Here is a 23234-nt window from a genome sequence, read left to right as displayed (position 1 = left end):
ATCTACCTACTTTATTAATATATATATTAATTTTATGTAATTAATATAGTAAGAGTTACTATTTTTAGAAATGAATATGTATTATAATACAATAAAATCTATATATGTTTCATTAAATATTATCACTTTGGAAGAAGGAATTTTAATTGAAAGCTATGGGTATATTTTTCTAAAAATGCTTTGATTATTTTAAAATGACTTATTAAATATAGATTTTTTACTTTTTATTAACAATAAATCCCTATGAATCATAGTATTATATTGAATATAATTTTTAAATTTATATTTAATATAATACTATTTGACATCAGGGGGTATAAGCATGCAATACAACGATTATGAATACTGTATGAAAATGGCATATAAATATTGTCCACAAGTATATAAGGATTTAGAAAAACATGTAAAATATGTATGTGATAAATACGATGTAGGGGAATGTATGTATCCATTTCCTAGTGAAGAAAAAATAGAAGATTTATGTGATATGGTCATAGATAGATATGAAGCAGATTGTCATAGAGATATTGAAGATCAGGATGAATTTTTTAGACAATTTGGTAATAGGCTATTTAGAGATTTTGCTTTAGTACTACTTCTACAAAGATTATTAAGAAGAAGAAGAAGACACTATCATCCTGGATATTCTGACTATTTTTAAAAACTAATTTAAATGATATATACATCATTGATATAACTGAAAATTAACTGTTTCAGTTATATTTTTTTGCCATTTAGTAACTATAAAAATGTATTTTCAACAAAAATTATAAAATATATATAAAATCTTTTTTTGGGAAAAGTATTTTATATAAATATATTTATCTGTTAAAAAATATTTATACATTGAGATGGAGGTAATTTTATGGATTTTAATATTGAAAAAAATATAATGAATAATAAAAGCATAGAATCTAATGCAAAAAAAGCACTAAGTCAGTACAAACTTGAAATAGGTAATGAATTAAATGACTTTTCTAGTAATCAATCTGATACTCCTTATATCGGAGGTCTAGCAACTAGAAAACTTGTTCAAATGGGTGAGAAGCAACTCTTAAAACAATACCAAAATAAATAATCGTTGCTATAGAGGAGAATTTCTACTCAAAAGCACAAATTGATTTACAGTCTCAAATTGTTATATTATCTCAATCTATCTTCCAGGTAATATGATTGTGTAGTTGTTCAAGAAAAAGGAGATGACTAATGCCATCTCCTATCTATTAAAAATTTATACAGTTTTAGCACTTACAATATTTACTCCTGTGTTTAAAATATTTTCTACTATGACATCACCAACATTTATAGGAGCACTCACTTTAATCTTATCTAATTCTTCCATTATCTCAAACATCATACCTTTAGGAATAGAATCTTGTGTTTTAACAGGAAGTAAGCTTAAATATGACTTATCTAATCTTACAGTTGTAGTTATAACTCTCTTAGGACTAGTTAACTCCTCTACGCCATATTTTTCTCCTCTTTTACAAGTATTTCCTTCTACTTTATACCCATCATTTATTTTAGTAACCACTAATGGACAACCCATTGGGCAAACTATACAAGTTATATTAGCCATTTTTAAGCCTCCTCTACACTTACAGTAATATTACCTGTAATATTTTCAAATAAATCTTTGCCTATTTTAATATTTTCCATTTCAGATGGTATCATATGAACCCTTTTCTTTTCTAAAATTACCTTATCATCACTTCTTACAACCAACTTCTTATTTTTACAAATATTTCTTACTCTCATAAATAAGTTAATATCTTCTTCACACTTTGTATCAATATTTTGTGGAACTATATATGAAATTCCATCACTTGCTATTGTGTTTACAGTAGGATTATTTTTTAATTTATTTAAAACATATAATGCTGCATTTTTTCCTGCTATTTTACTTTCCTTTGTAACAAAGTCCACTAAGTCATGTACATGTACAACATTTCCACAAGCGAATACTCCATCTATATTAGTTGCCATTGTGTTATTAACTACTGGACCACTAGTTTTTGTATCTAAGTTTACACCAGCTTCAACACTTAATTCATTTTCTGGTATAAGCCCTACTGATAAAAGTACTGTATCACAATCTATAAATTGTTCAGTTCCTTTTATAGGATTTCTATTTGCATCAAGTTTAGAAAGTGTAACTCCTTCAACCCTTTGCTTTCCATGTATATAATTTATACCAGTACTTAGCATTAGTGGTATATCAAAGTCTTCTAAGCATTGAACTATGTTTCTAGTTAATCCACTTGAATGAGGATTAACTTCTACAACTGCTTTTACTTTTGCTCCTTCTAATGTCATACGTCTTGCCATTATAAGCCCTATATCGCCTGATCCGTATATAACTACTTCTTTTCCTACCATGTATCCTTCCATATTGCTAAGTCTTTGAGCTGCACCTGCACTGTATACTCCTGCTGGTCTATATCCTGGTATATCTATAGCTCCTCTTGTTCTTTCTCTACATCCCATTGCTAAAACTATTGCATCAGCGTTTATATTTATTAATCCTTCTTCTCCTAAAACTTCTATAGTTTTATCTTCATTTATATTAAGTACCATACTGTTTAACATATAGTCTATATTTTCATCTTTTGCCATTTCTATAAATCTATGAGCATATTCTGGACCTGTTAATTCTTCTTTAAATTCATGTAGTCCAAATCCATTGTGAATGCATTGATTAAGTATTCCACCTAATTCTCTATCTCTTTCTATTATAAGTACATCTTTTGCACCATTTCTTTTCGCTTCTAGCGCAGCACCAAGTCCTGCAGGTCCTCCTCCAACAACTACAACGTTATATTTCAACTGACTCACCCCTTAATTCTTTTACTTTTCCTACTACCATGTTTGACTTTTCATAATCTTTTAACACTTCTTCTACAGTTATATTTAACTCTCTTGCTAATATTTCAACTACCTTAGGACCACAAAATCCGCCTTGGCATCTTCCCATTCCTGGTCTAGTTCTTCTTTTTACTCCGTCAACAGTTCTTGCACCACAAGGTCTGTGTATTGCATCTATTATTTCAGCTTCTGTTACACTTTCACATCTGCATATGATTTTCTTATTATTTTCATCACTTTTAATAAGTTCATTTCTTTCTTCATTATTCATATGTGCAAAAGGTTTATTTTTCTTTCTTATTGGGTTAAAGTTTTCATTTGCTACTAAATTTAATCCTTCGTTTTGAAGTAATTCTACTACATATTTTGCCACTCCTGGCGCTGATGCAAGTCCTGGGGATTCTATTCCACCTACATTTATAAAGTTTTTACATTTTTTTGATGCAAATATCATAAAGTCTCCAGTATTTGGAGTTGCTCTTAACCCTGAAAAAGATGTTATTGTTTTTCTAAAATCTATATTTTCTATACTTTCTTTTGAATCTTCTACGATTTCATTTATACCATCCCTAGTTGTAGATATATCCTCTCTATCTTCAACTACTGTAGCATTTGGTCCGACTAATAAATTTCCATGAACAGTTTTTGTAACTAATACACCTTTTCCTTTTTTTGTTGGACATTGGAATAATACATGATTTACAATTTTCCCTTCACTTTTGTCTAGTACTTTATATTGACCTTTTCTAGGTATGATGTAATATTCATCTCCACCTATCATGTTGTTTATTTTATCAGCATAAACTCCAGCCGCATTTATAACATATTTCGATTTAATATTTTCATTATTTAAAAGTTTTATATCAAAGTAGTCTTCTTGTTTTTGTATATTTATAACTTGTGCTTGTAATTTCAACTCTGCTCCATTGTTTATTGCATTTTCCATAAGTGCTACATTTAAATTAAACGGACAAACTATTCCTGCACTTTCACATAAAAGAGCACTAATTACATTTTTATTAACATTTGGTTCTATTTTTATTACTTCTTCTTTGCTTAATATTTTAAGACCTTCTACATTGTTTTTTATTCCTCTATCATAAAGTTCTTTTATATGTTTTTCGTCTTCCTCATTAAATGCTAAAACTAAAGAACCATTTTGTTGAAATTCTACATCTAACTCTTTGCATAACTGTGGATATAATTTATTTCCAGCTACATTTAATTTTGCTTTTAAACTACCTTCCTTTGCATCAAATCCTCCATGTACTATTGCACTATTTGCTTTAGTAGTTCCTTGACACACCTCTACTCCTTTTTCTAGTACTATAGCTTTTAAATTGTATTTTGATAATTCTCTAGCAATTGCACTTCCACTAATTCCAGCTCCTATTATCGCTATATCATACATACTTTCCCCTCCATTTTTTTAATTTTGCAAAAAAACAGAGAGCCCCCCTATACATTGTATAGAAGGCTCTCTCATCTCTTAGCCATAATATGTTATTTAGTATTCTTTCTTTTATTTATAAAATACTAAAACGTTTTCTTTTTGTACTTTTATTATATGTTAATTTATATTTTATGTCATTAACTTTTTTCAATTTTTAAGGTTATTAATTTAACAGTCTACAGATGATAATTCTTTTTCAAATTCTTCATCTTCTTTTGCCCATTCAAGTGATCTTTTTACTGCTTTTTTCCATCCTTTATATAATAAAGCTCTTTTCGCTTCACTCATATCTGGTGTAAATTCTCTATCTATTATCCAAGAATTTTTTATATCTTCTTTATTTTTATAGAATCCTACAGCAAGACCTGCTAAATATGCTGCTCCTAATGCAGTAGTTTCTACTACTTTAGGTCTATTTATATTAGCACCTAATATATCAGATTGGAATTGCATTAAGAAGTTGTTTGCACTTGCTCCACCATCAACTCTAAGACCTTTTAACTCAATTCCTGAGTCTTCTTGCATTGCATTTAATACATCTTTTACTTGATATGCAATAGATTCAAGTGTAGCACGAACTAAATGCTCTCTATTAGCTCCACGAGTAAGACCCATTATAGAACCTCTTGCATACATATCCCAATATGGAGCTCCAAGTCCTGCAAATGCTGGTACCACGTATACTCCATTCGTATCTTTTACATTTTGTGCATAAAATTCACTTTGCTTAGCATTATATAATATTTTTAGTTCATCTCTTAACCATTGTATAGCAGCTCCACCTATGAATATACTTCCTTCAAGTGCGTACTCTACTTTACCATCAACTCCCCAAGCTATAGTTGTTAATAATCCATTTTTAGATTCAACCATTTTTTCTCCAGTATTCATTAGCATGAAGCAACCTGTTCCGTAAGTGTTTTTAGCACTACCTTCTTCAAAACAAGTTTGCCCAAATAAAGCTGCTTGTTGATCTCCTGCACATCCTGCTATTGGGATTTGTGCTCCTGATAGCATTCCTTCATCAGTGTATCCATATACACAGCTTGATGGCTTAACTTCTGGTAACATACTCTTTGGTATATCTAGTGCTTCAAGTATTTCATCATCCCATTTTAATTCTTTTATATTGTAAAGCATTGTTCTAGCTGCATTTGAATAATCAGTAACATGAACCTTTCCACGAGTTAAGTTCCACATTAACCAAGTATCAACTGTTCCAAATAATAATTCTCCATTTTCTGCTTTTTCTCTTGCACCTTCAACATTATCAAGTATCCACTTTATTTTAGTTCCTGAGAAATATGCATCTAATATAAGTCCTGTTTTTTCTTTTACTTTTTCTCCATATCCTTTAGCTTTTAATTCATCACATATTTGAGATGTTCTTCTACATTGCCATACTATTGCATTATATACTGGTTTTCCTGTGTTTTTATCCCAAACTATTGTAGTTTCTCTTTGATTGGTTATACCAATAGCACAAACTTCTTCTGGCTTTATAGAGTTCGTTTCTAAAACTTCTCTCATTACTCCACTTTGACTGCCCCATATTTCCATAGGATTGTGTTCTACCCATCCTGGGTTTGGATAAAATTGAGTAAACTCTTTTTGAGAAGTTGCTACTATGTTTCCTTTTTTATCAAATAATATAGCTCTTGAACTAGTTGTTCCTTGATCTAAGGACATTATATATTTTTTTTCCATCTTTAAGTTCCTCCAGTAATTATTTATTTAAATACATCTTAATATATATACTTTATTACTTTACACTTTCTGAAACTTCTTCATCGTCCATATATTTTACTACACCTTTATCAAATACAAATCCTGCAAGTACTGCACCTATAATTGGTCCAACTATTGGAACCCAGAAATACATATTAGGTCCTAGTGCATCTACTCCCCAACCTGCTATCATTGCAAATAATTTAGGTCCTAAATCTCTTGCTGGATTCATTGCAAATCCTGTTAATACTCCAAAACTTGATCCTATTATAGCTATTGTTAAACCTATCATAACTGGAGCTAAATTCGCTGCTGGCTTGTTAGAGTTCTTAGCTTCACCTACTGCTAATATTACCATCATTAAAAGCATTGTTATTATTATCTCTACAAATAAAGCTTCTATTGAACTAAGTGCTGTATTTGGGTATGTTGAGAATATTCCTGCTGTAGCAAGACCATCAGCACTTGCTCTTACTATATTATTAGTACTTTCAAAAGATACAAATAAGTTTTTAAATAAGAAATAAACTGTTGCAGCTCCTACAAAACAACCTAAAACTTGAGCTACTATGTATGGTATTACTTTTTTCTTTGGAAAATCTCTATGAACCATTAAAGCTATTGTTACTGCGGGGTTTATATGCGTTCCTGATACTGCTCCTGTAATATATATTGCCATTGTAACGCCTAGACCCCAAATTACACCTATTTCCCATTGTGAAATACTTGCACCACTTAATACTAACGATGCTACAGATCCACATCCTATAAATATTAGTATCCATGATCCAATAAATTCAGATATACATTCTCCTATTAATGTTTTTTTCAATCTAAACTCCTCCTTATGTTTTAAGTAATCTCATATTTTTTAGATAACCTGATATTTAGGCAAAAAAACAGAGAGAGCCTATAGTAAAAAACTATTGGCTCTCTCTTCTCCAGCCTAATATTAAGTTACTTAGATATTAGCATGAAAACACTTTCCAGTCAACAAAATAGATTGTTAGATATTTAATAAACGAAATTTTCACAATATTTAGCTTTATTTTTAGTATTTTAAGGTAATATTTTACCACATATCTACTTTAGTAGTTGATACAGCCATCGCTCCCGATGATAAAACATTTATTATTTCTTCTTTTTCATCTATAAGCCCACCACAGATTATAGGAAGATTCGGATAGACTTTGTTCATTTTTCTTATTACTTTAGGTAGTATTCCTGGCATAATTTCTATTGCCTGTGGTTTTACTTTTCTTAAACTTTCGATTGCATTTTCAAGAGACATCGAATCTATAAAGAAAAACCTCTGAACAACTTTTAAGTCTAATTCTATAGCTCTTTTTACGATATTAGTTTTAGTAGTTATAATTCCATCTAAATTTAATTCACTTTTTATATAATCTACAATCACAGGACTTGATGATATTCCTGCTATCATATCTACATGAACAAATACTGTTTTATTATGTTTATGTAAGAATTCTATTTTTTTTCTTAGTGTAAGTATATCTCCATTTAGTAAAAATACGATATCGCAATCTGATTTTACAACATCTTCAAGATTTTCATCATTTTTAATGGCTCCAATTATAGGATTTATCTCTAGTAAATCTTTCATATTACCCTCCATATATTCCCTTTTTTCTCTATTTGATTATGTCATTACTTGATGCTCATTACTTGCTTAAACTAATAAATTATCCTTTTATTATATATGTTGTGTTTAATTTTGTCACCTTTTTATATACTCCCTAATTGGTATAAAAAGTACATTAAAGTAAAGTTATTTACAGGGTTTGAACTATTGAATAAAATATATTTTCATAGTGAGAATATTTACGGGAACATATATATTATAATTATTATACATATTTTACTAGTTAGATTTATTAATTTAAACGCATTAAAAGCCAACTATAAACATAGTTAGCTTTTAATAATCCGTTCATTTAGATTCTCTTTTAAAATAAAAATAGGTTTTAATTTAAGTATACCAAGGAGAGTGGTATACTTAAATTAATTGTATTATATTTTCATGTGCAATGCATTAAATTTCGTTATACTTTTTTCAACAAATAAATATATTTTAATTTATTTTTCTAAGTTTGATAAATTGTATTTGCTCATTTTATCTCGAAGTTTTCCACCTTGTTCTGCTGTTATTACTTTATCGCTTACCATTTTTTCTATATTACTGGGTCTAAGTGCTTTCTTTTGTCTATCATATTTTTTTAATGGAGCTTCAAATTTTTCACTTCTCATTTCCCTAGCTAAGTAACTATTTATATTCTTAATATCAATAGTAGTTAATACATTTTCATTTCTAAGTTCTTCTATACAAGATTTCCATATAAACTGAGCTCTCTTAATTTTTTGTTCTTCTACTGTAAACTTATATTCCATAATAGGTTCTTTTGCATAAGATTCATTTATAGTAAAGCCTATAAATGACATTGCACATATCATAAAAATTATAAGTGCAGTTTTATGTAACATTTTCATTTAAAAACCTCCATTACACATTATTTTATCTATATTATATGTATTAATTTACAAATAATTCTATAATAAATCCAATACTTATTATTTATCTGTGTTTTTGTTTTAGTATTACTTTTTTATATGATATAATAAACCCATAAATTAACATAAGGATGGTAAAAATATGACTAACAAAACTAAAAAAGGACTTTTAGCAAGCTTACTAGCAGGAACTTTAGCTTTAGTTGGATGTTCATCAAATAAAACTATTGTTGATGAAGTTAGAACTCCTCCTAAAGAGCTTCCTGTAGCTACTATAGTATTTAAAAATTTCGGTACTGTTGAGGCTGAACTTTATCCTCATATAGCTCCAAACACAGTAGATAACTTTATATCTTTAGCAAATAGTGGTTTTTATGATGGTCTTACTTTTCATAGAATTATAAAGGACTTTATGGTTCAAGGTGGAGATCCTGATGGCACTGGCATGGGTGGTCCTGGATATAGCATAAAGGGTGAGTTTAGTAAAAATAAGTTTAAAAACAACTTAGTCCATACTGAAGGTGTATTATCTATGGCTAGAAGCCAACACAAAGACAGTGCTGGCAGTCAATTCTTTATTATAACTAAAGATGCTCCTCATTTAGATGGACAATATGCCGCTTTTGGCAAAGTTATAAGTGGTATGGATGTTGTTCATGCTATCGAAAATATTGAGACAGGCGCTAATGATAAACCTATTAAAGATGTAATTGTTGAATCTATAAAAGTAGATACTAAAGGCATTGAATATAAAGAACCTAAAAAAATGTAATATGCTTATAAATATAGAAGTCCTGTAGATAAATATTTATCTACAGGACTTCTACATTTATGTTTAATTTTTTAAAAATATATATCTGAAAACTCTACACTAGTACGCCTAATAATAGAGTCAACACAATCTATATTATAATCAGTTGTATTATCATTTTTATCTAATACTTTTATAGGCAATTCTATTGTAAATTCACTACCTTTATTCACTTTAGACTTAACACTTATACTTCCTTGGTGAAGGTTCACAAAAGATTTCACAAGGGATAGCCCTATTCCACTTCCTTCATTTTTTCTTACCATAGTATCATCTATTTGAGTAAATTTATCAAATATACAACTTAAATGTTTCCCATCCATACCAATACCTGTATCTTTTACTGAAAATGTTAATATATAATCATTTTTTTCTACATTAACACTTATAGTACTACTCTCATTAGAAAATTTAATTGCATTTGAAATTAAATTAAGCACTATTCTTTCTATTTTATCTGGGTCTACACTCATTATTATTTCTTCATGTGTAGTATCAAATACGATATCAATGTTTTTGCTTTTCGCATATGGTAGTACCGATTCCACAATCGCTTCTAGTAAGTAGATAATATCTATATTCTTAAGTCTTAAATCCATAAATCCAGAATCTACCTTTGCTACATCTATTATATTATTTGTAAGTCTAAGTAATCTATAGCAATTTTGTTTTATTATATGGATATTTTTATTATTGCTATTTGAATACTCATTGTCCACCTTTTCCATGTTCAGCTCTAACAGTTGATTAGAAGACATTACAACAGCTATCGGTGTTCTAAGTTCATGACTGATATTAGATATAAAGTTGGTTTTTGCTTCATTTGAACTTTCAGCTATTTCTTTTGCTTTAAGTAATTCTTTTTCATAGTGTAATTTTTTAATTGTATATAGTATAAAAGCTATAATAACTATTATTAAACTTATTAATACTATTGCTACAGTAAAAATAATATTTTTATATTCTAAAATAGTATCTATAGGGTCATTTATTATCTCAGCGTTTTGTGGTAAATCTTTTTTTCTTATATTATATTTTTTTAATTCCTTGTAATTAAATATATATTTATTTACATCTTCTTTATTAATAATTCTCTTTGTTGGTACTTTATTATTTAATATATCATTTACTATTTTACCGGCTTTTTTGCCTTGTTCATTATGAACGATAACTTTACCTCCAATAAATTTTTCGCTTATTGAAAGTTTATTGTACAGTGCAAAATCATATGAACAGTACGAAGGAACATTTGTATTTTGTAATATGAAATTTGCTCTTTCTTCAATAGTCATAGCATCACCCGACTTATTGCGATATGCATATACTACTAATAAAATATCCTCATTACCTAATTTATTTAATGTATTTTTAAATTCTTCTGTACTCATATTATACGATGATAAATATTTAAAATTAAGATTTTTATACTTAGATGATAAACTATAAAATGTTTTTATCTCTGGTGAGTTATAAGTTGATTCATCAGTTAAAGCTATAATATTTTTACCACTATGAAATTTACTTATAAGTTCTAAATTTTTATCTATAGAAAGTTCTTCTACTACTCCATATACTTCATCTAATTTTATAGCTTTATTAATTTTATCAAAATCACTGACCCCTAAAAATACCATTGGTATATTTTCAAATAAATCTTCTCTATATTTTATACCAAAATCTAAGGCTGAATCATCCGCTAAAATTATTGCATCAAATTTTTTATAATTATTTATTTTATTTTTCAGCAATGTATAAAAATCATGTTCACTTTCTTCATCTGAGAATACTCTAAAATCCATGTATTCTATTTGCATAATAACATTTTTTCCCATTTCTTCTTTAATTCCTTCTATTTGGTCATTAAATGTTATATAGTTAGGATTATACGAACTTATAAAAAGGACATTTTTACTATTTCCATTTTCTTTTGCATTTGCTACATTAAATGAAATTAAGAAGCAAAATATCAATATCATAACCCCATGTTTAAATTTACACTTTCCCATAAAACTAATACTCCTCCAATAAGTTATCCCTTATATATTTACTTATGTTGCTATACTATCTGGATATATACAATATATCATATTTACGAATAATATGGTAATATTTGTAATAATTAGTTTGTGGATTTTGTATAGCATATTAGCTTATAGTATAAATTTTTTTAAATATTTTTTAGTTTCGTCATCTGCAAAAGTGGCTTCTATAGTATTTAAATAAATAACTTTATAATCATTTTTATTCATTTCAAAATTATTAAATATTAAATCTATTTCATTAGTCAAATCTATATTAGATACAGTTCTATTGTCTGTGTTAAAAGTTACATTTATATTATCTTTATAAAATTCAAATAAAGGATGTTTATTAAAATCATTTATAGCCTTAGTTTGAATATTACTTGTTGGGCACATTTCAAGAACAACTTTTTTATTTTTTACTAAATCATATGCTTCTTTCATATCTTTTATTTTTACACCATGGCCAATTCTTTCTGCACCTAATAAATTTATAGCATCAATTACATTTTGACCACTAGCAGCTTCTCCTGCATGTATAGTCACTCTATAACCATATTTTCTAGCTTCATCTATTACAGGTTTAAATTCCTTAGCAAACCCTTCTACTTCAGGTCCACATAAATCTATACCTACAACACCCTTGTTTAAAAATTCTTTTCCTTCTTTAACAACTAATAACCCCTCTTCTACACTCATAATTCTCATACAAGATAATATTAAATTCCCCTTTATTTCATACATCTTCTCTGCTTTTTTAATGCCACATATTGCACTTTCTATTATCTCTTTAACACTTAATCCTTTTTGTATATGAAGAAGTGGCGCAAACCTTACTTCTATATATTTAACATTTTCCTTTGCTGCATCTTCTAGTAATTCAAATGTAATTCTTTCTAAACTTTCTTTACTTTGCATTACTTTATTCGGTAAGTAAAACTTTGTTAAGTATTCATTAAGTGAAGTACAATCTGACGGTACTTGAACAAGATTTTTTATTTCTTTTTCTTCATATGAAGGTAACTTTACATTTTCTCTTTTTGCTATATCTATTATTGTATTTGCTCTAACGCTTCCATCTAAATGGCAATGTAATTCTATTTTTGGTAAATTTTTAGTCATAATCTTCTCCTTTTTATATATTATAGTTTTTATTTTTTGTATAAAAAAAATCCTGCTTACAAAGAAGTTTTGCATAATAAATATACATAACTTCTTCGTAAGCAAGAATTATTGGTTCTTGGTAGAAACCCCCAAACCATATTATTGGGGTTATACGAAAGATTTATTTCTGACTATTTTATTATCTTTTTTTAATGTTGTCAATATACTTTAGATAAATATATTTAATTTCTATTATTTAACCTTGGCTGTAAGTTAAGTTTTTTATATTTTTTATTATAAATCAAATCCTCTAGCTATTTTATCTATTGCAACTTGCTTGTCCTTACTATCTATAGCACATGTTATTCTTATTTCAGATGTAGTTATAAGCTTTATTCCTATATTATTTTCATTAAATATCTTAAATACCCTAGAGGCTACACCATGAGTATTTTTCATTCCAAGACCTACTAAAGAAAACTTTGTAATATTATCATCTATAATCACTTCTTCATCACTTGCATACTTAGATACTACAACTCTACATTCATTTAGTTCTTCTTTAGGTATTGTGAAAGATAAACCTATTCTTTCATCAACTGGTGCAGTTTGACTTATCATATCTACGCTTATTCCCTTATTTGCAATATCCTCAAATAGTTTAGCCATATCATTTGAGTTAAAGTCTTTTATAGTTATAGATGTATCCTCATCACTAGTAGCTAAGCCTGTTATTATTTTATTCTCTAATTTCACTTCTTTTCCTCCCCTTATATAAGTTCCTCTTTCTTGTCCACATGAAAGTCCAACATAAATTTCTATTCCATATTTTTGAGCAAGTTCTATACTTCTTGAGTGCATTACTTGTGCCCCTGAGCTTGCTAATTCTAACATTTCTTCATATTCTATTTCTTCTAGTTTTTTTGCATCTTTATATTTTCTAGGGTCTGTAGAATAAATACCATCTACATCAGTATAAATTTCACATTTACCATTTAACTTTATAGCTAAAGCTACAGCAGATGTATCTGACCCCCCTCTACCAAGAGTCGTTATATCCCCCTTATCATTTACACCTTGAAATCCTGTTACTATTACAACTTTCCCTTCGTCTAAACTTTTTTCTATTTTGCTAACGTCTATATCATCAATTTGTGATTTCCCATGAAAACCACTAGTGTTTATTTCTAATTGATATGCACTATAGCTTATAGACTCACAACCTAATGAATTAAGAGCCATAGCTAGAAGTGATGCTGATATCATCTCTCCTGTTGACATTAATACGTCTAATTCTCTTTTGCTTGGCTTTTTTGTTATATCACTTGCTAGTTTTATATAACTATCTGTAGTGTCACCCATAGCTGATACTACTACCACGATTTTAGAATTTTGTTTCTTTCTTTGTATTATATTTTTAGCAATTGATTTTATTTTGTCAGTACAACTAACAGAACTTCCTCCATATTTTTGAACTACTACATCCATATTTTATCCCTCCATTAAAAATTCGATTCGATCAAGTGGTTAACCCACATTTGAAATATAATTTCATAAAAATATAAAAAAATGCCCAAAGGAATACTTTGGACATTTTTACACTCAAAGTAAACCTTGTAGCTCCCCACTTAAGAATAAGTGACAACTTTGCATATATTATATGCAAAGCCAGAAAATTTATTTGCCAATAAACTTCCTTCGGCTATAATTCCTTTCCTCAATCGTCATTGCTCGCCAGCTATTATTGAGTACTTATAATTACAGCACCTCTACCCTAGGTTCATTATTTATATTATTAATATAGTTTTACCACATTTTTTAGAATTTTTCAACTTTTTTTTATTTACTTATTATTTTATTTTATTTATATTGACATCTATACATACATAGTAATAGTTTTATGTTATTATAAATTAGTTAGTGGTCGTGAATAACGATCCCTTTATTTAATGCTTATTTAATTAATTCGTATTTTTTAATAAAGCTATAAATAGTACTTCTAATAATTTGTATACTATATACCCAATTACAATAGTTGCTATAAATAGTTCTATATAAAATATTTGATTGACTAAATTCGATAAATTTAAATTTATATTCACAAGATATTTATAATATCTTTGCATTGCTAAGGTACCTAGTGCTAATGGAAATGTAAGTGGTGCTAACCCCGGATGAAAAGGGACTTTTATAAGCTTTGGTATTAATATATATACATATAATGTTGACAAAAGTGATAGTGGTACTAGTACATATATAAATATAGTTGGCGGTTCATTAAATACTGGAAATAATCCTGCTAAACATAAGCTTGCGGGTGCTGCCATTATTGCAACAGTAATTTTTTTATTTTCTGGTATTTTTTCTACAGCTAACATTCTATATATCATTACAATTAACATTATTATATAAACAATAAATGAATAATAAAACATATTTTTAGATAAATCGGGAAAATTCATAGATCCACTAGTTACTGCTGCGACTCCAATTCCAACCGTTGGAACAAACCAACTTGGTACCATTTCTTCTAGCTTGAAGTTTTTCACCCTAGTTACTATAAATATTATCGAAAGTATAATGTAGAGTATTATTCCAAACAACCAAATTCCTCTACCTAATGTTGGATTTATTATATCGTATACGAACGTTGAAAAAACTATGAGTGACATTGCCATAGTTGGATAAAAACTTCCTATTACACAATGTTTCATTTCTTCATATACTTTCTTAGGGTGAAGTATTATTTTGGAAAACATAATAATTATTGCTATAAGTGTAAATATAGATGCAAACACCCTTATAGATGTTGCTCCTAGGCTTGACCATACTCCACCTAAGGTTATAAAACCTAATGATATCCCTGTTATAGCTACTGGTATATTTCCTATTTTTTCTTTTGTGATTTGACCTTGAAGTCTTTTCATTTTTTCGTCCTACCTGTTTATATATTTTAAATCTTGTATACAATATTATAATAATATTATGTTTGTATGTAAATATAAAAAAGTTATAGAATTAGTTTTCTTTTTGCACTAATTTCTATAACTTTTCATTTTTGTTATTTTATATTTTATTCATATACAGAATATCTATCCCATATTTGTTCTAAGTCATCAAAGTATTCTTTTATATCATCTTTTTCTTTCATACCTACAGATACTATAAGTGCATTAACTATACTTAAAGCTGGAACTAATGAATCAACAAAAGATGCCATATTACTTTTTACTAAAAGAGTATTATCTGCAATTGATGCTACTGGTGAAAACAAACTATCTGTTAAAGATATTATATGAGCTCCTTTTTCTTTAGCATAGCTTACTATTTGATATGATTTTTTAGAGTATCTTGGGAAACTTATTGCTACTAAAACATCGTCTTCATTAATTCTGACTACTTGTTCAAATGCATCTCCCATATCCATTCTAATTATGTGGACATTATCAAGTATTATATCTAAATAGAATCCTAAGTATTGAGCTATTGTGAAAGAGCTTCTCATACCTAGTATATATATTTTTCTTGCCTTTAGTAACTTGTTTGCAGAATCTTCAAAAGCTTTTTTATCAATTTCTTCTAAAGTACCTTTTATGTTATCACTATCACTTTTTAATACTTTATTAAGTATAGTACTATCATCAAGATACTCTTTTGCCATTTCTACTCTTTGTACTGTTGTTAATTTATTTTTTATTAATTCTTGAAGTGCTGCTTGTAATTTTGGATATCCTGAATACCCTAGTGCATTTGCAAATCTAACAACTGTTGATTCACTAACTCCTACAGTATCTCCTAATTTACATGCAGTCATAAATGCAACTTTATCATAATTTGCTAAAATGTATTGTGCTATTAACTTTTGTCCCTTACTAAATCTTGGGTATTGAGCTTGGATATCTGTTATTAACTTTTTACTGTCCCTTAAATCTTTAGTATCGTCCATATGTATCTCCTTTAGTTGTTTCCATCCATATTCTTACTGAAAAGTTCAATTCCTTTTTCAAATGCTGCTATATTTAAATTCTCAGTTCCTTTAGGAACTCTTTTTATTATTGACTTTTTTATATTTTCTATATCTACATTTTCTATTACCTGACTAATTACCCCCAGTGCTACCATGTTTGCTGCTACTTTACTGCCTATAACTTCTTTTGAAGAATCCATTATAGCAAGCTTGTAAATTTTTACATTTTTTGTGCATTCTACTTCTATTGAACTATCTACTATTATTATACCACTATTCTCTATATCTTTTAAATACTCATTTAAAGATTTTTGTGTTAAAGATAGTAATATATTAGGTTTTGCAATTTTAGGGAAATTTATATCACTATCACTTATTATTACTTCAGATTTACTAGCTCCACCTCTAGCTTCTGGTCCGTATGATTGTGTCTGAACTGCATTTAAGTTTGAGCTTATAGCGCCTTCTGCTAATATTATTCCTGCAAGTATTAGACCCTGACCACCTGAACCACTAAGTCTTACTCCTATTTTCATATTTTTTTATCTCCTTAAGCTATTTATTTATTAAACTTATCTAATACTTTTTTATATTCATCTGTGTATTCGGGTTTAATTGTGTCTTTAAATATCCCTATATGTATCTTACCCTCAACATCTTCTTTGTCAAGTTTGTCTCTCTTATTTATATCAACACTTCTATCTCTTAATTCATTCATTAATGTCACAGCTGAACCTTTTTTATTTTTTCTTCCATAATATGTTGGGCATATGCTAAGCCCTTCTACTACTGAAAATCCTTTATGCATTAGTCCTTTTTTTATGTATTGTATAGTACTTGGAACGTGATATACCGTACCACGAGCCACAAATGTTGCTCCTGCTCCACATGCTAATTCACATATGTCAAATGGCTTATCTATATTTCCAAAGGGAGAAGTAGTTGCCAAATCTCCAGTTGGTGTTGTTGGTGAATATTGTCCCCCTGTCATACCGTATATGTTATTGTTAAAAACTATTGTAGTAATATCTATGTTTCTTCTACATGCATGTATAAAATGATTTCCTCCTATAGCTGTTGCATCTCCATCTCCACTTATTACTATTACATGGAGCTCTGGATTGGCAAGCTTTATTCCGGTTGCAAATGCTAAGGCTCTTCCATGAGTTGTGTGTATAGTATTAAAGTCCATATATCCAGCGGCTCTTGATGAACAACCTATTCCTGATACAATACAAACTTTATCTTTATCTAATCCTAAGTCTTCTATTGCCGTGGCTATAGCTCTCATAAGTATGCCGTGACCACAACCTGGACACCATATATGAGGAAGTCTATCTGTTCTTAAATTATTTTTTATTACTTCACTAGGCATTTTAAATTTTCCTCCTTAATAGTATCTATTATTTCAGCCGGAGTTATAACTTCACCATTTATTTTATTTATTCCAATTATATCTTTATCTTTTCCTAAAACTCTTTGTACCTCTAATATCATTTGACCTTTATTCATTTCTACAACAAATACTTTATTTACATTCTTACTTATTTCTTTTAATTTTTCCTCTGGAAATGGCCACACTGTTTTCACACTAAATAGTCCAGCTTTTATATTTTCTTGTCTTAAAACTTTTATTGCATCCTTACAGGAACGGCACATACTTCCAAATGATACAAATAAAATATCTGCATCTTCAACCTCATAGCTTTCATAAATTAATATATCATCTAGATTGGATTCTACTTTTTCAAATAATCTATTCATTAGTTTATCTGTTTCAGATGTACTATTAGTTGGAAATCCTGTTTCATCATGCATAAGACCTGTCACATTATATCTATATCCTTCACCAATACTTGCCATTGGTGAAACAAAATCAGAACAACATTCATAAGCCTTATATTCTTCCTTGCTACATGTTGGCTTTTTTCTATTTACAACTTCTAATTCTCCTACTTCAGGTATTCTAATTTTTTCTCTTAAGTGACCTACTACTTCATCTAGTAAAAGTATTACAGGTGTTCTATATTTTTCTGCAAAGTTAAATGCTTTTACTGTTAATTGGAATGTTTCTTCTACAGTAGACGGTGATAATACAATCGTTGGATGATCTCCATGCGTTCCCCATTTTGATTGCATTAAATCTCCTTGTGATGGGCTTGTAGGTAGTCCTGTGCTAGGTCCACATCTTTGTACATTAACTATTACACACGGTGCTTCAACTAAAGATGCATATCCTATACACTCTTGTTTAAGAGAAAAACCTGGTCCACTAGTTGCCGTCATAGATTTATATCCTGTTAAAGATGCTCCAATAGTTGCTGCAATTGAAGCTATTTCATCTTCCATTTGTATAAATTTACCATTTATCTTGGGAAGTATTAAAGAAGATAATTCAGCTATTTCTGTAGATGGTGTTATAGGATATCCTGCAAAAAATCTCATACCAGCATAAATTGCTCCTTGTACACAAGCTTCATTTCCTTGTAATAACTTTACTCTTTCAGACATACTCAATCCCCCTTTTAATTTTTTTCATTTTTCTGTAAATATATTGCATAATCTGGACATCTCTGTTCACATTTACCACATGATATACACTGCTTACTATCTTTTATGTAAACTCCACTTTCATCTAAATCCAGTATTTTCACTGGACAATACTCCACACAAATACCACAGCTTTTGCACCATGACTTTTCTATAACTAATTTTTTTTTCATAAGATCCCCCACAACCCATAAAATTCATACTTTTATTTTTTTTAATACAAAAAAAACCATGCTTAAAGCATGGTTTTAATATTCTTTCTTCTTCTCTATCAAAACTAGTTGTGGAGGATTATTTGCTTGATTTATAAAGCCGCATTCCAACACACTAAATTCGCTTTGATTCAAGTTTTTAACAAAATCATATACACTATTTTTTTCATCAAGTCCACCTGGGTGGCCTGTGTAGATAGCAACACTTACTACACCATGAGGTTTCAATAGCTTTAAGCTATGCTTTATAGCCTTTATCGTTGTATTTGGTTTTGTTATAATCATATGCTGTGCTCTTGGTAAATATCCCAAATTAAACACAACACATGAAATCTTTTTATCAATATCGATGTAGTTGTCCATATTTTCATGACCATCGAGTATTAACTGTACTCGATCTTCAAGATTTTCTTTTTCTAGCTTTTTTCTTGTTGATTTAATAGCTTCTTCTTGTACATCAAAACTATACACAAATCCATTTTCTCCAACTTTTTGCGCTAGATATCTTGTATCATATCCATTTCCCATTGTAGCATCTACTACAATGTCTCCTTCTTTTATTATTTTTTCTAAATATATCTTATTTATATCAATAACATTCGTAAGGTATTTATCTCTTTTCATATTGCACCTCTACTTTAATCCTTTTAAGTACTCAACTTCTTCTGTGCTTAGATGTCTATATTCTTCCACTTTAGTTTCTCTTAAAGTAATTTTACCCATAGCTACTCTTCTTAATCTTAGTACAGGATGTTCTATAGCTCTACACATTTTTCTTACTTGTCTATTCCTACCTTCATGGATTTTTATTTCACATATTGCATAATTTTTTTCTTCATCTTTTTTAACTATTTTTATTTTAGCAGGAGCTGTTTTATAATCCTCTATATAAAGTCCTTCTTCAAAATTTTTCATTTCATCAATTGTTGGTATACCTTTTACTATTGCCATATAAGTTTTATCAACCTCATGCTTTGGATGAGTTAATTTGTATGTTAAATCTCCGTCATTAGTAAGTATTAATAATCCACTAGTTTCATAATCTAGTCTTCCTATTGGATAAATTCTTTCTTTTATATCACCTACTAAATCAAGTACACTTGGTCTATTAAATTGGTCTTTTACTGTTGTTATATATCCTTCTGGCTTGTTTAAAACTATATAAACTTCTTTTTCATCTAATCCTATTTGAACTCCATCTATTTCTACAATATCATTATTTTCATCTATGTTAAATGATAATTCTTCAACAACCTTACCATTAACGCTGACTCTTTTTTGTAATATTATTTCTTCTGCTTTTCTTCTTGAAGCTATTCCACAAGAAGCGATATACTTGTTAATTCTCATATTGCACCTTCTTTTATAATTTTGTATTTATTTTTGTCATTTACTTATTTTCATTTCATTATTATACCATACTAAACATATGTCAAAAACAAAACATTTATTTTTTTAATTATATTGTTATCTTGGAATATAATTTATTTGTGTTATTTTCAATATTGTTTATAATCACATATTTAGTATGTTAATTAAGGAAAATGTTATGCTTTCAAAGAAAAATATATAATATTATGTATTTATAGCTTTTATTGCAATTATTATTTATAAAGTAGTGGGTTATCCTGTAAAATAGCCCCTTTGTCAAGGGTATTAAAAAAGCAAAAAAATAAGATATCTTATTTAAAGATACCTTACTTAACTAATATAAATTTAAAGCTTTATTTCTAATGCTAATAAATCTTTATAGCTTTGTCTTTTACATATTAATTTTGATTCTCCATTTATTACAGATACAACGGCAGGTTTTGGTAATTTATTATAATTAGAAGCCATTGAGTATCCATATGCACCTGTAGATGTTGTAATTATTACATCTCCACTTTCAATTTCCATAATATTAGTGTCTGTTATTAATATATCTCCACTTTCGCAACATTTCCCAGCTACTGTCACTTGATTTACTTTATCTTGTCCTATTTTATTTATAATTGCACATTCATATCCTGCTTGATATAGTGACGGTCTTATGTTATCAGTCATTCCACCATCTACACTTACATAAGTTCTAACATCCTTTATATCTTTTATAGATCCTATAGTATATAATGTACTTCCTGCATTTGCTACTATAGATCTTCCTGGTTCTATTATTAATGTTGGTATTTTTATACCTATTGATTTACAAGTAATTTCAGCTCTTTTAATTATGGCTTCACAAAACTCTTTTGTAGTTTTTGGTTCATCATTTTTAGTATAGTAAACTCCAATTCCTCCTCCTAGGTCTACTTCTTTTATTTCTATATTATATTTATCTTTTATTTCCTTTACTAGGTTCATCATTATATCTACCGTATCTATATATGGATCAACATCAAATATTTGAGAACCTATATGAGCATGAATACCTACTAATTGTATATTTTTATAATCCTTCAATTTTTCTATTGCTTCATATAAATCACCATTTACTAAGGCAAAACCAAACTTAGAATCTATTTGACCTGTTTTTATATACTCATGTGTATGAGCCTCTATTCCTGGTGTTATTCTAAAATAAATTTTTTGTGTTTTTTGATTTTTTTCACAAATTTTTTCTATTAAATCAAGTTCGTAAAAATTATCAACTACAAATATACCAACACCCCATTCTATTCCCATTTCTATTTCTTCTACCGTTTTATTGTTACCATGAAATAGTATTTTTTCCATTGGAAAATCAGCTTCATGTGCTGTATATAATTCTCCTCCCGAAACTACATCAAGGTATAAATTTTCTTCTTTTATAAGCTTACACATATACATTGGTAAAAAAGCCTTACCTGCATAAGCTACTTTATTTTTATATTCGTTAACTTTAAAATATTTCATATATTCTCTGCAATTATTTCTAACTAATTCTTCATCAAATACATAAAGCGGTGTTGAATATTTTTCACTAAGTTTTAAGCAACTTACCCCCCCTATATGTAATGTTTGTTCCTTTACTGACATAGTTCCATGAAGCTTCATAAATTTATCCTCCTATTATTGTTTAGTTATTTGTATACAAAAAACGCCCAAAGGTATACTTTGGACGTAAAATTCTTATTCAAAGTAAACCTTGTAGCTCACCACTTATAACAAGTGACAGTCTTACACATATTCTGTGCAAATCCAGAGAGTTTATTTGCCAATTAATTCTCTTCGGCCATAATTCCTTTTCTTATCTATCATAACTTGCCAGCTTCTGATAAGTACTAATAATTACAGCGCCTCTACCCTAGGTTCTTTATATTCAATTAATATAGTTTTAACACATTATTCTTAATTTTTCAATCATTTTATATTGTTGACATTTATTATCTGTATTATACCTGGATTATATAATCAAATGCAATACTTATTTAAATAAAAATAAAACTCATTACAATAAACGAAAATATAAATGGTCTTCTTAGAGAATATTTTTCTAAAACTAAACTTACCTATTTCAGTATAATTCAATAAAATTATGTAAACACTTCATCTTAATTCATCTCTAGTATATTTAGAGATGAATTAATTGCTGCCCTTACTTTAATAGTTATTCCTGTTATGTATAGTGTGCTAGATAATATTTTATAATAAAAAACTAACTCAAATTAGATATGACCCTGTCAAGTAGACACTCATAAAAAAGTACCTTAGGCGGTAAGTTTTCTGTATTCAACAGGACTCATGCCGCTTTTTATTTGTATACGCTTATTATTATAAAAATAAATATATTCATCTATAAGTTTGGTAATTTCATTAGGATTTTTAGTATAAACTAAGTATAGAAGTTCAGATTTCATATGACTAAAAAAACTCTTAATAGGAGCATTATCCCAACAGTTTCCTTTTCTAGACATAGATTGCTTTATACTATTCTCTTTCAGTTGAGTTGAGTACTGTTTACGAGTATATTGAAATCCTTGATCAGTATGTAAAATACAATTATCACTTAAGTTCATCTTAGTAAGTTTATCTA

23 protein-coding genes and 3 riboswitches are annotated in these 23234 nt (G+C 28.5%); of the genes, 3 read left to right on the top strand and 20 right to left on the bottom strand.

Annotation, left to right across the window (positions count from 1 at the left end; genetic code table 11):
- Nucleotides 1–322: 322 nt before the first annotated feature.
- Together AC11VW_RS10830 and AC11VW_RS10825 are read left to right on the top strand one after the other, a co-directional pair.
- A complete protein-coding gene (locus AC11VW_RS10830) occupies nt 323–661 on the top strand; it encodes a hypothetical protein (RefSeq protein WP_484301431.1) in 339 nt (112 codons plus the stop codon).
- Nucleotides 662–865: 204 nt separating this feature from the next.
- Nucleotides 866–1078, top strand: a complete 213-nt coding sequence (locus AC11VW_RS10825) for a small, acid-soluble spore protein, alpha/beta type (protein WP_484301430.1) — start codon at nt 866–868, stop codon at nt 1076–1078.
- Nucleotides 1079–1231: 153 nt separating this feature from the next.
- Here the strand turns inward: AC11VW_RS10825 and AC11VW_RS10820 are convergent, their stop codons facing one another.
- The 7 genes from AC11VW_RS10820 to AC11VW_RS10790 all read right to left on the bottom strand — a co-directional run bounded on the left by AC11VW_RS10820 (nt 1232) and on the right by AC11VW_RS10790 (nt 8554).
- Nucleotides 1232–1579, bottom strand: coding sequence for a DUF1667 domain-containing protein (locus AC11VW_RS10820; protein ID WP_484301429.1), 348 nt, complete (start codon nt 1577–1579; stop codon nt 1232–1234).
- Between the two features lie 2 nt (nt 1580–1581).
- Nucleotides 1582–2826, bottom strand: coding sequence for an NAD(P)/FAD-dependent oxidoreductase (locus tag AC11VW_RS10815; protein WP_484301428.1), 1245 nt, complete (start codon nt 2824–2826; stop codon nt 1582–1584).
- Nucleotides 2816–4276, bottom strand: a complete 1461-nt coding sequence (locus AC11VW_RS10810) for an FAD-dependent oxidoreductase (protein WP_484301427.1) — start codon at nt 4274–4276, stop codon at nt 2816–2818. Before AC11VW_RS10810 ends, AC11VW_RS10815 begins: the two co-directional genes overlap by 11 nt.
- Before the next feature lie 210 nt (nt 4277–4486).
- Nucleotides 4487–6025 carry a glycerol kinase GlpK gene (glpK, locus tag AC11VW_RS10805; RefSeq protein ID WP_484301426.1) on the bottom strand — a complete coding sequence of 513 codons (1539 nt, stop codon included), beginning with the start codon at nt 6023–6025 and terminating at the stop codon, nt 4487–4489.
- Nucleotides 6026–6080: 55 nt separating this feature from the next.
- Entirely contained in the window at nt 6081–6878 is a 798-nt protein-coding gene (locus AC11VW_RS10800; RefSeq protein WP_484301425.1) for an MIP/aquaporin family protein, read from the bottom strand.
- Between the two features lie 240 nt (nt 6879–7118).
- Nucleotides 7119–7670: a glycerol-3-phosphate responsive antiterminator gene (locus AC11VW_RS10795; RefSeq protein WP_484301424.1), complete on the bottom strand. Its 552-nt coding sequence runs from the start codon at nt 7668–7670 to the stop codon at nt 7119–7121.
- A 473-nt stretch (nt 7671–8143) separates the two neighbouring features.
- A complete protein-coding gene (locus AC11VW_RS10790) occupies nt 8144–8554 on the bottom strand; it encodes a hypothetical protein (RefSeq protein WP_484301423.1) in 411 nt (136 codons plus the stop codon).
- Nucleotides 8555–8717: 163 nt separating this feature from the next.
- On the opposite strand from AC11VW_RS10790, the gene AC11VW_RS10785 reads away from it, so the two are divergent.
- The gene (locus tag AC11VW_RS10785) at nt 8718–9347 is read left to right on the top strand and encodes a peptidylprolyl isomerase (protein ID WP_484301422.1); all 630 of its coding nucleotides are present in this window, start codon (nt 8718–8720) and stop codon (nt 9345–9347) included.
- 71 nt (nt 9348–9418) lie between these two features.
- On the opposite strand, the gene AC11VW_RS10780 is transcribed toward AC11VW_RS10785, so the two are convergent.
- The 13 genes from AC11VW_RS10780 to AC11VW_RS10720 form a co-directional block, all read right to left on the bottom strand.
- Nucleotides 9419–11392 carry a sensor histidine kinase gene (locus AC11VW_RS10780; RefSeq protein ID WP_484301421.1) on the bottom strand — a complete coding sequence of 658 codons (1974 nt, stop codon included), beginning with the start codon at nt 11390–11392 and terminating at the stop codon, nt 9419–9421.
- 144 nt (nt 11393–11536) lie between these two features.
- On the bottom strand, nt 11537–12529 hold the full coding sequence (add, locus tag AC11VW_RS10775) for an adenosine deaminase (protein ID WP_484301420.1): 993 nt from the start codon (nt 12527–12529) through the stop codon (nt 11537–11539).
- 78 nt (nt 12530–12607) lie between these two features.
- A riboswitch (purine riboswitch) is annotated at nt 12608–12707 on the bottom strand.
- A 98-nt stretch (nt 12708–12805) separates the two neighbouring features.
- Nucleotides 12806–13999, bottom strand: a complete 1194-nt coding sequence (locus tag AC11VW_RS10770; RefSeq protein ID WP_484301419.1) for an aspartate kinase — start codon at nt 13997–13999, stop codon at nt 12806–12808.
- 121 nt (nt 14000–14120) lie between these two features.
- Nucleotides 14121–14291: riboswitch (Lysine riboswitch) on the bottom strand.
- Between the two features lie 181 nt (nt 14292–14472).
- The gene (locus AC11VW_RS10765; protein WP_484301418.1) at nt 14473–15438 is read right to left on the bottom strand and encodes a TDT family transporter; all 966 of its coding nucleotides are present in this window, start codon (nt 15436–15438) and stop codon (nt 14473–14475) included.
- A 146-nt stretch (nt 15439–15584) separates the two neighbouring features.
- Complete coding sequence (locus AC11VW_RS10760; RefSeq protein ID WP_484301417.1) at nt 15585–16457, bottom strand: MurR/RpiR family transcriptional regulator; 873 nt, start codon at nt 16455–16457, stop codon at nt 15585–15587.
- A gap of 11 nt (nt 16458–16468) precedes the next feature.
- Nucleotides 16469–17014 (bottom strand): 2-oxoacid:acceptor oxidoreductase family protein, encoded by a 546-nt coding sequence (locus tag AC11VW_RS10755; protein ID WP_484301416.1) that lies wholly within the window; start codon nt 17012–17014, stop codon nt 16469–16471.
- A 23-nt stretch (nt 17015–17037) separates the two neighbouring features.
- Nucleotides 17038–17853, bottom strand: a complete 816-nt coding sequence (locus AC11VW_RS10750) for a 2-oxoacid:ferredoxin oxidoreductase subunit beta (RefSeq protein ID WP_484301415.1) — start codon at nt 17851–17853, stop codon at nt 17038–17040.
- Nucleotides 17838–18989 (bottom strand): 2-oxoacid:acceptor oxidoreductase subunit alpha, encoded by a 1152-nt coding sequence (locus AC11VW_RS10745; protein ID WP_484301414.1) that lies wholly within the window; start codon nt 18987–18989, stop codon nt 17838–17840. The genes AC11VW_RS10750 and AC11VW_RS10745 overlap by 16 nt, the downstream gene beginning before the upstream one ends.
- Before the next feature lie 14 nt (nt 18990–19003).
- A complete protein-coding gene (locus AC11VW_RS10740) occupies nt 19004–19201 on the bottom strand; it encodes an indolepyruvate ferredoxin oxidoreductase subunit alpha (protein ID WP_484301413.1) in 198 nt (65 codons plus the stop codon).
- 75 nt (nt 19202–19276) lie between these two features.
- A complete protein-coding gene (gene mnmM, locus AC11VW_RS10735) occupies nt 19277–19864 on the bottom strand; it encodes a tRNA 5-(aminomethyl)-2-thiouridylate-methyltransferase MnmM (RefSeq protein WP_484301412.1) in 588 nt (195 codons plus the stop codon).
- A gap of 9 nt (nt 19865–19873) precedes the next feature.
- The gene (locus AC11VW_RS10730) at nt 19874–20590 is read right to left on the bottom strand and encodes a pseudouridine synthase (RefSeq protein WP_484301411.1); all 717 of its coding nucleotides are present in this window, start codon (nt 20588–20590) and stop codon (nt 19874–19876) included.
- A 366-nt stretch (nt 20591–20956) separates the two neighbouring features.
- Nucleotides 20957–22255, bottom strand: coding sequence for a diaminopimelate decarboxylase (gene lysA, locus AC11VW_RS10725; RefSeq protein ID WP_484301410.1), 1299 nt, complete (start codon nt 22253–22255; stop codon nt 20957–20959).
- 86 nt (nt 22256–22341) lie between these two features.
- Nucleotides 22342–22511, bottom strand: a riboswitch (Lysine riboswitch).
- Nucleotides 22512–22908: 397 nt separating this feature from the next.
- Nucleotides 22909–23234: transposase (locus AC11VW_RS10720; protein WP_484301409.1), on the bottom strand; the 326-nt coding region annotated here is incomplete at its 5' end.

It is taken from the genome of Romboutsia sp. (assembly GCF_056995035.1).
The sequence above is the reverse complement of the archived record's forward strand: the minus strand, read 5'-3'. Positions and strand labels throughout refer to the sequence as shown.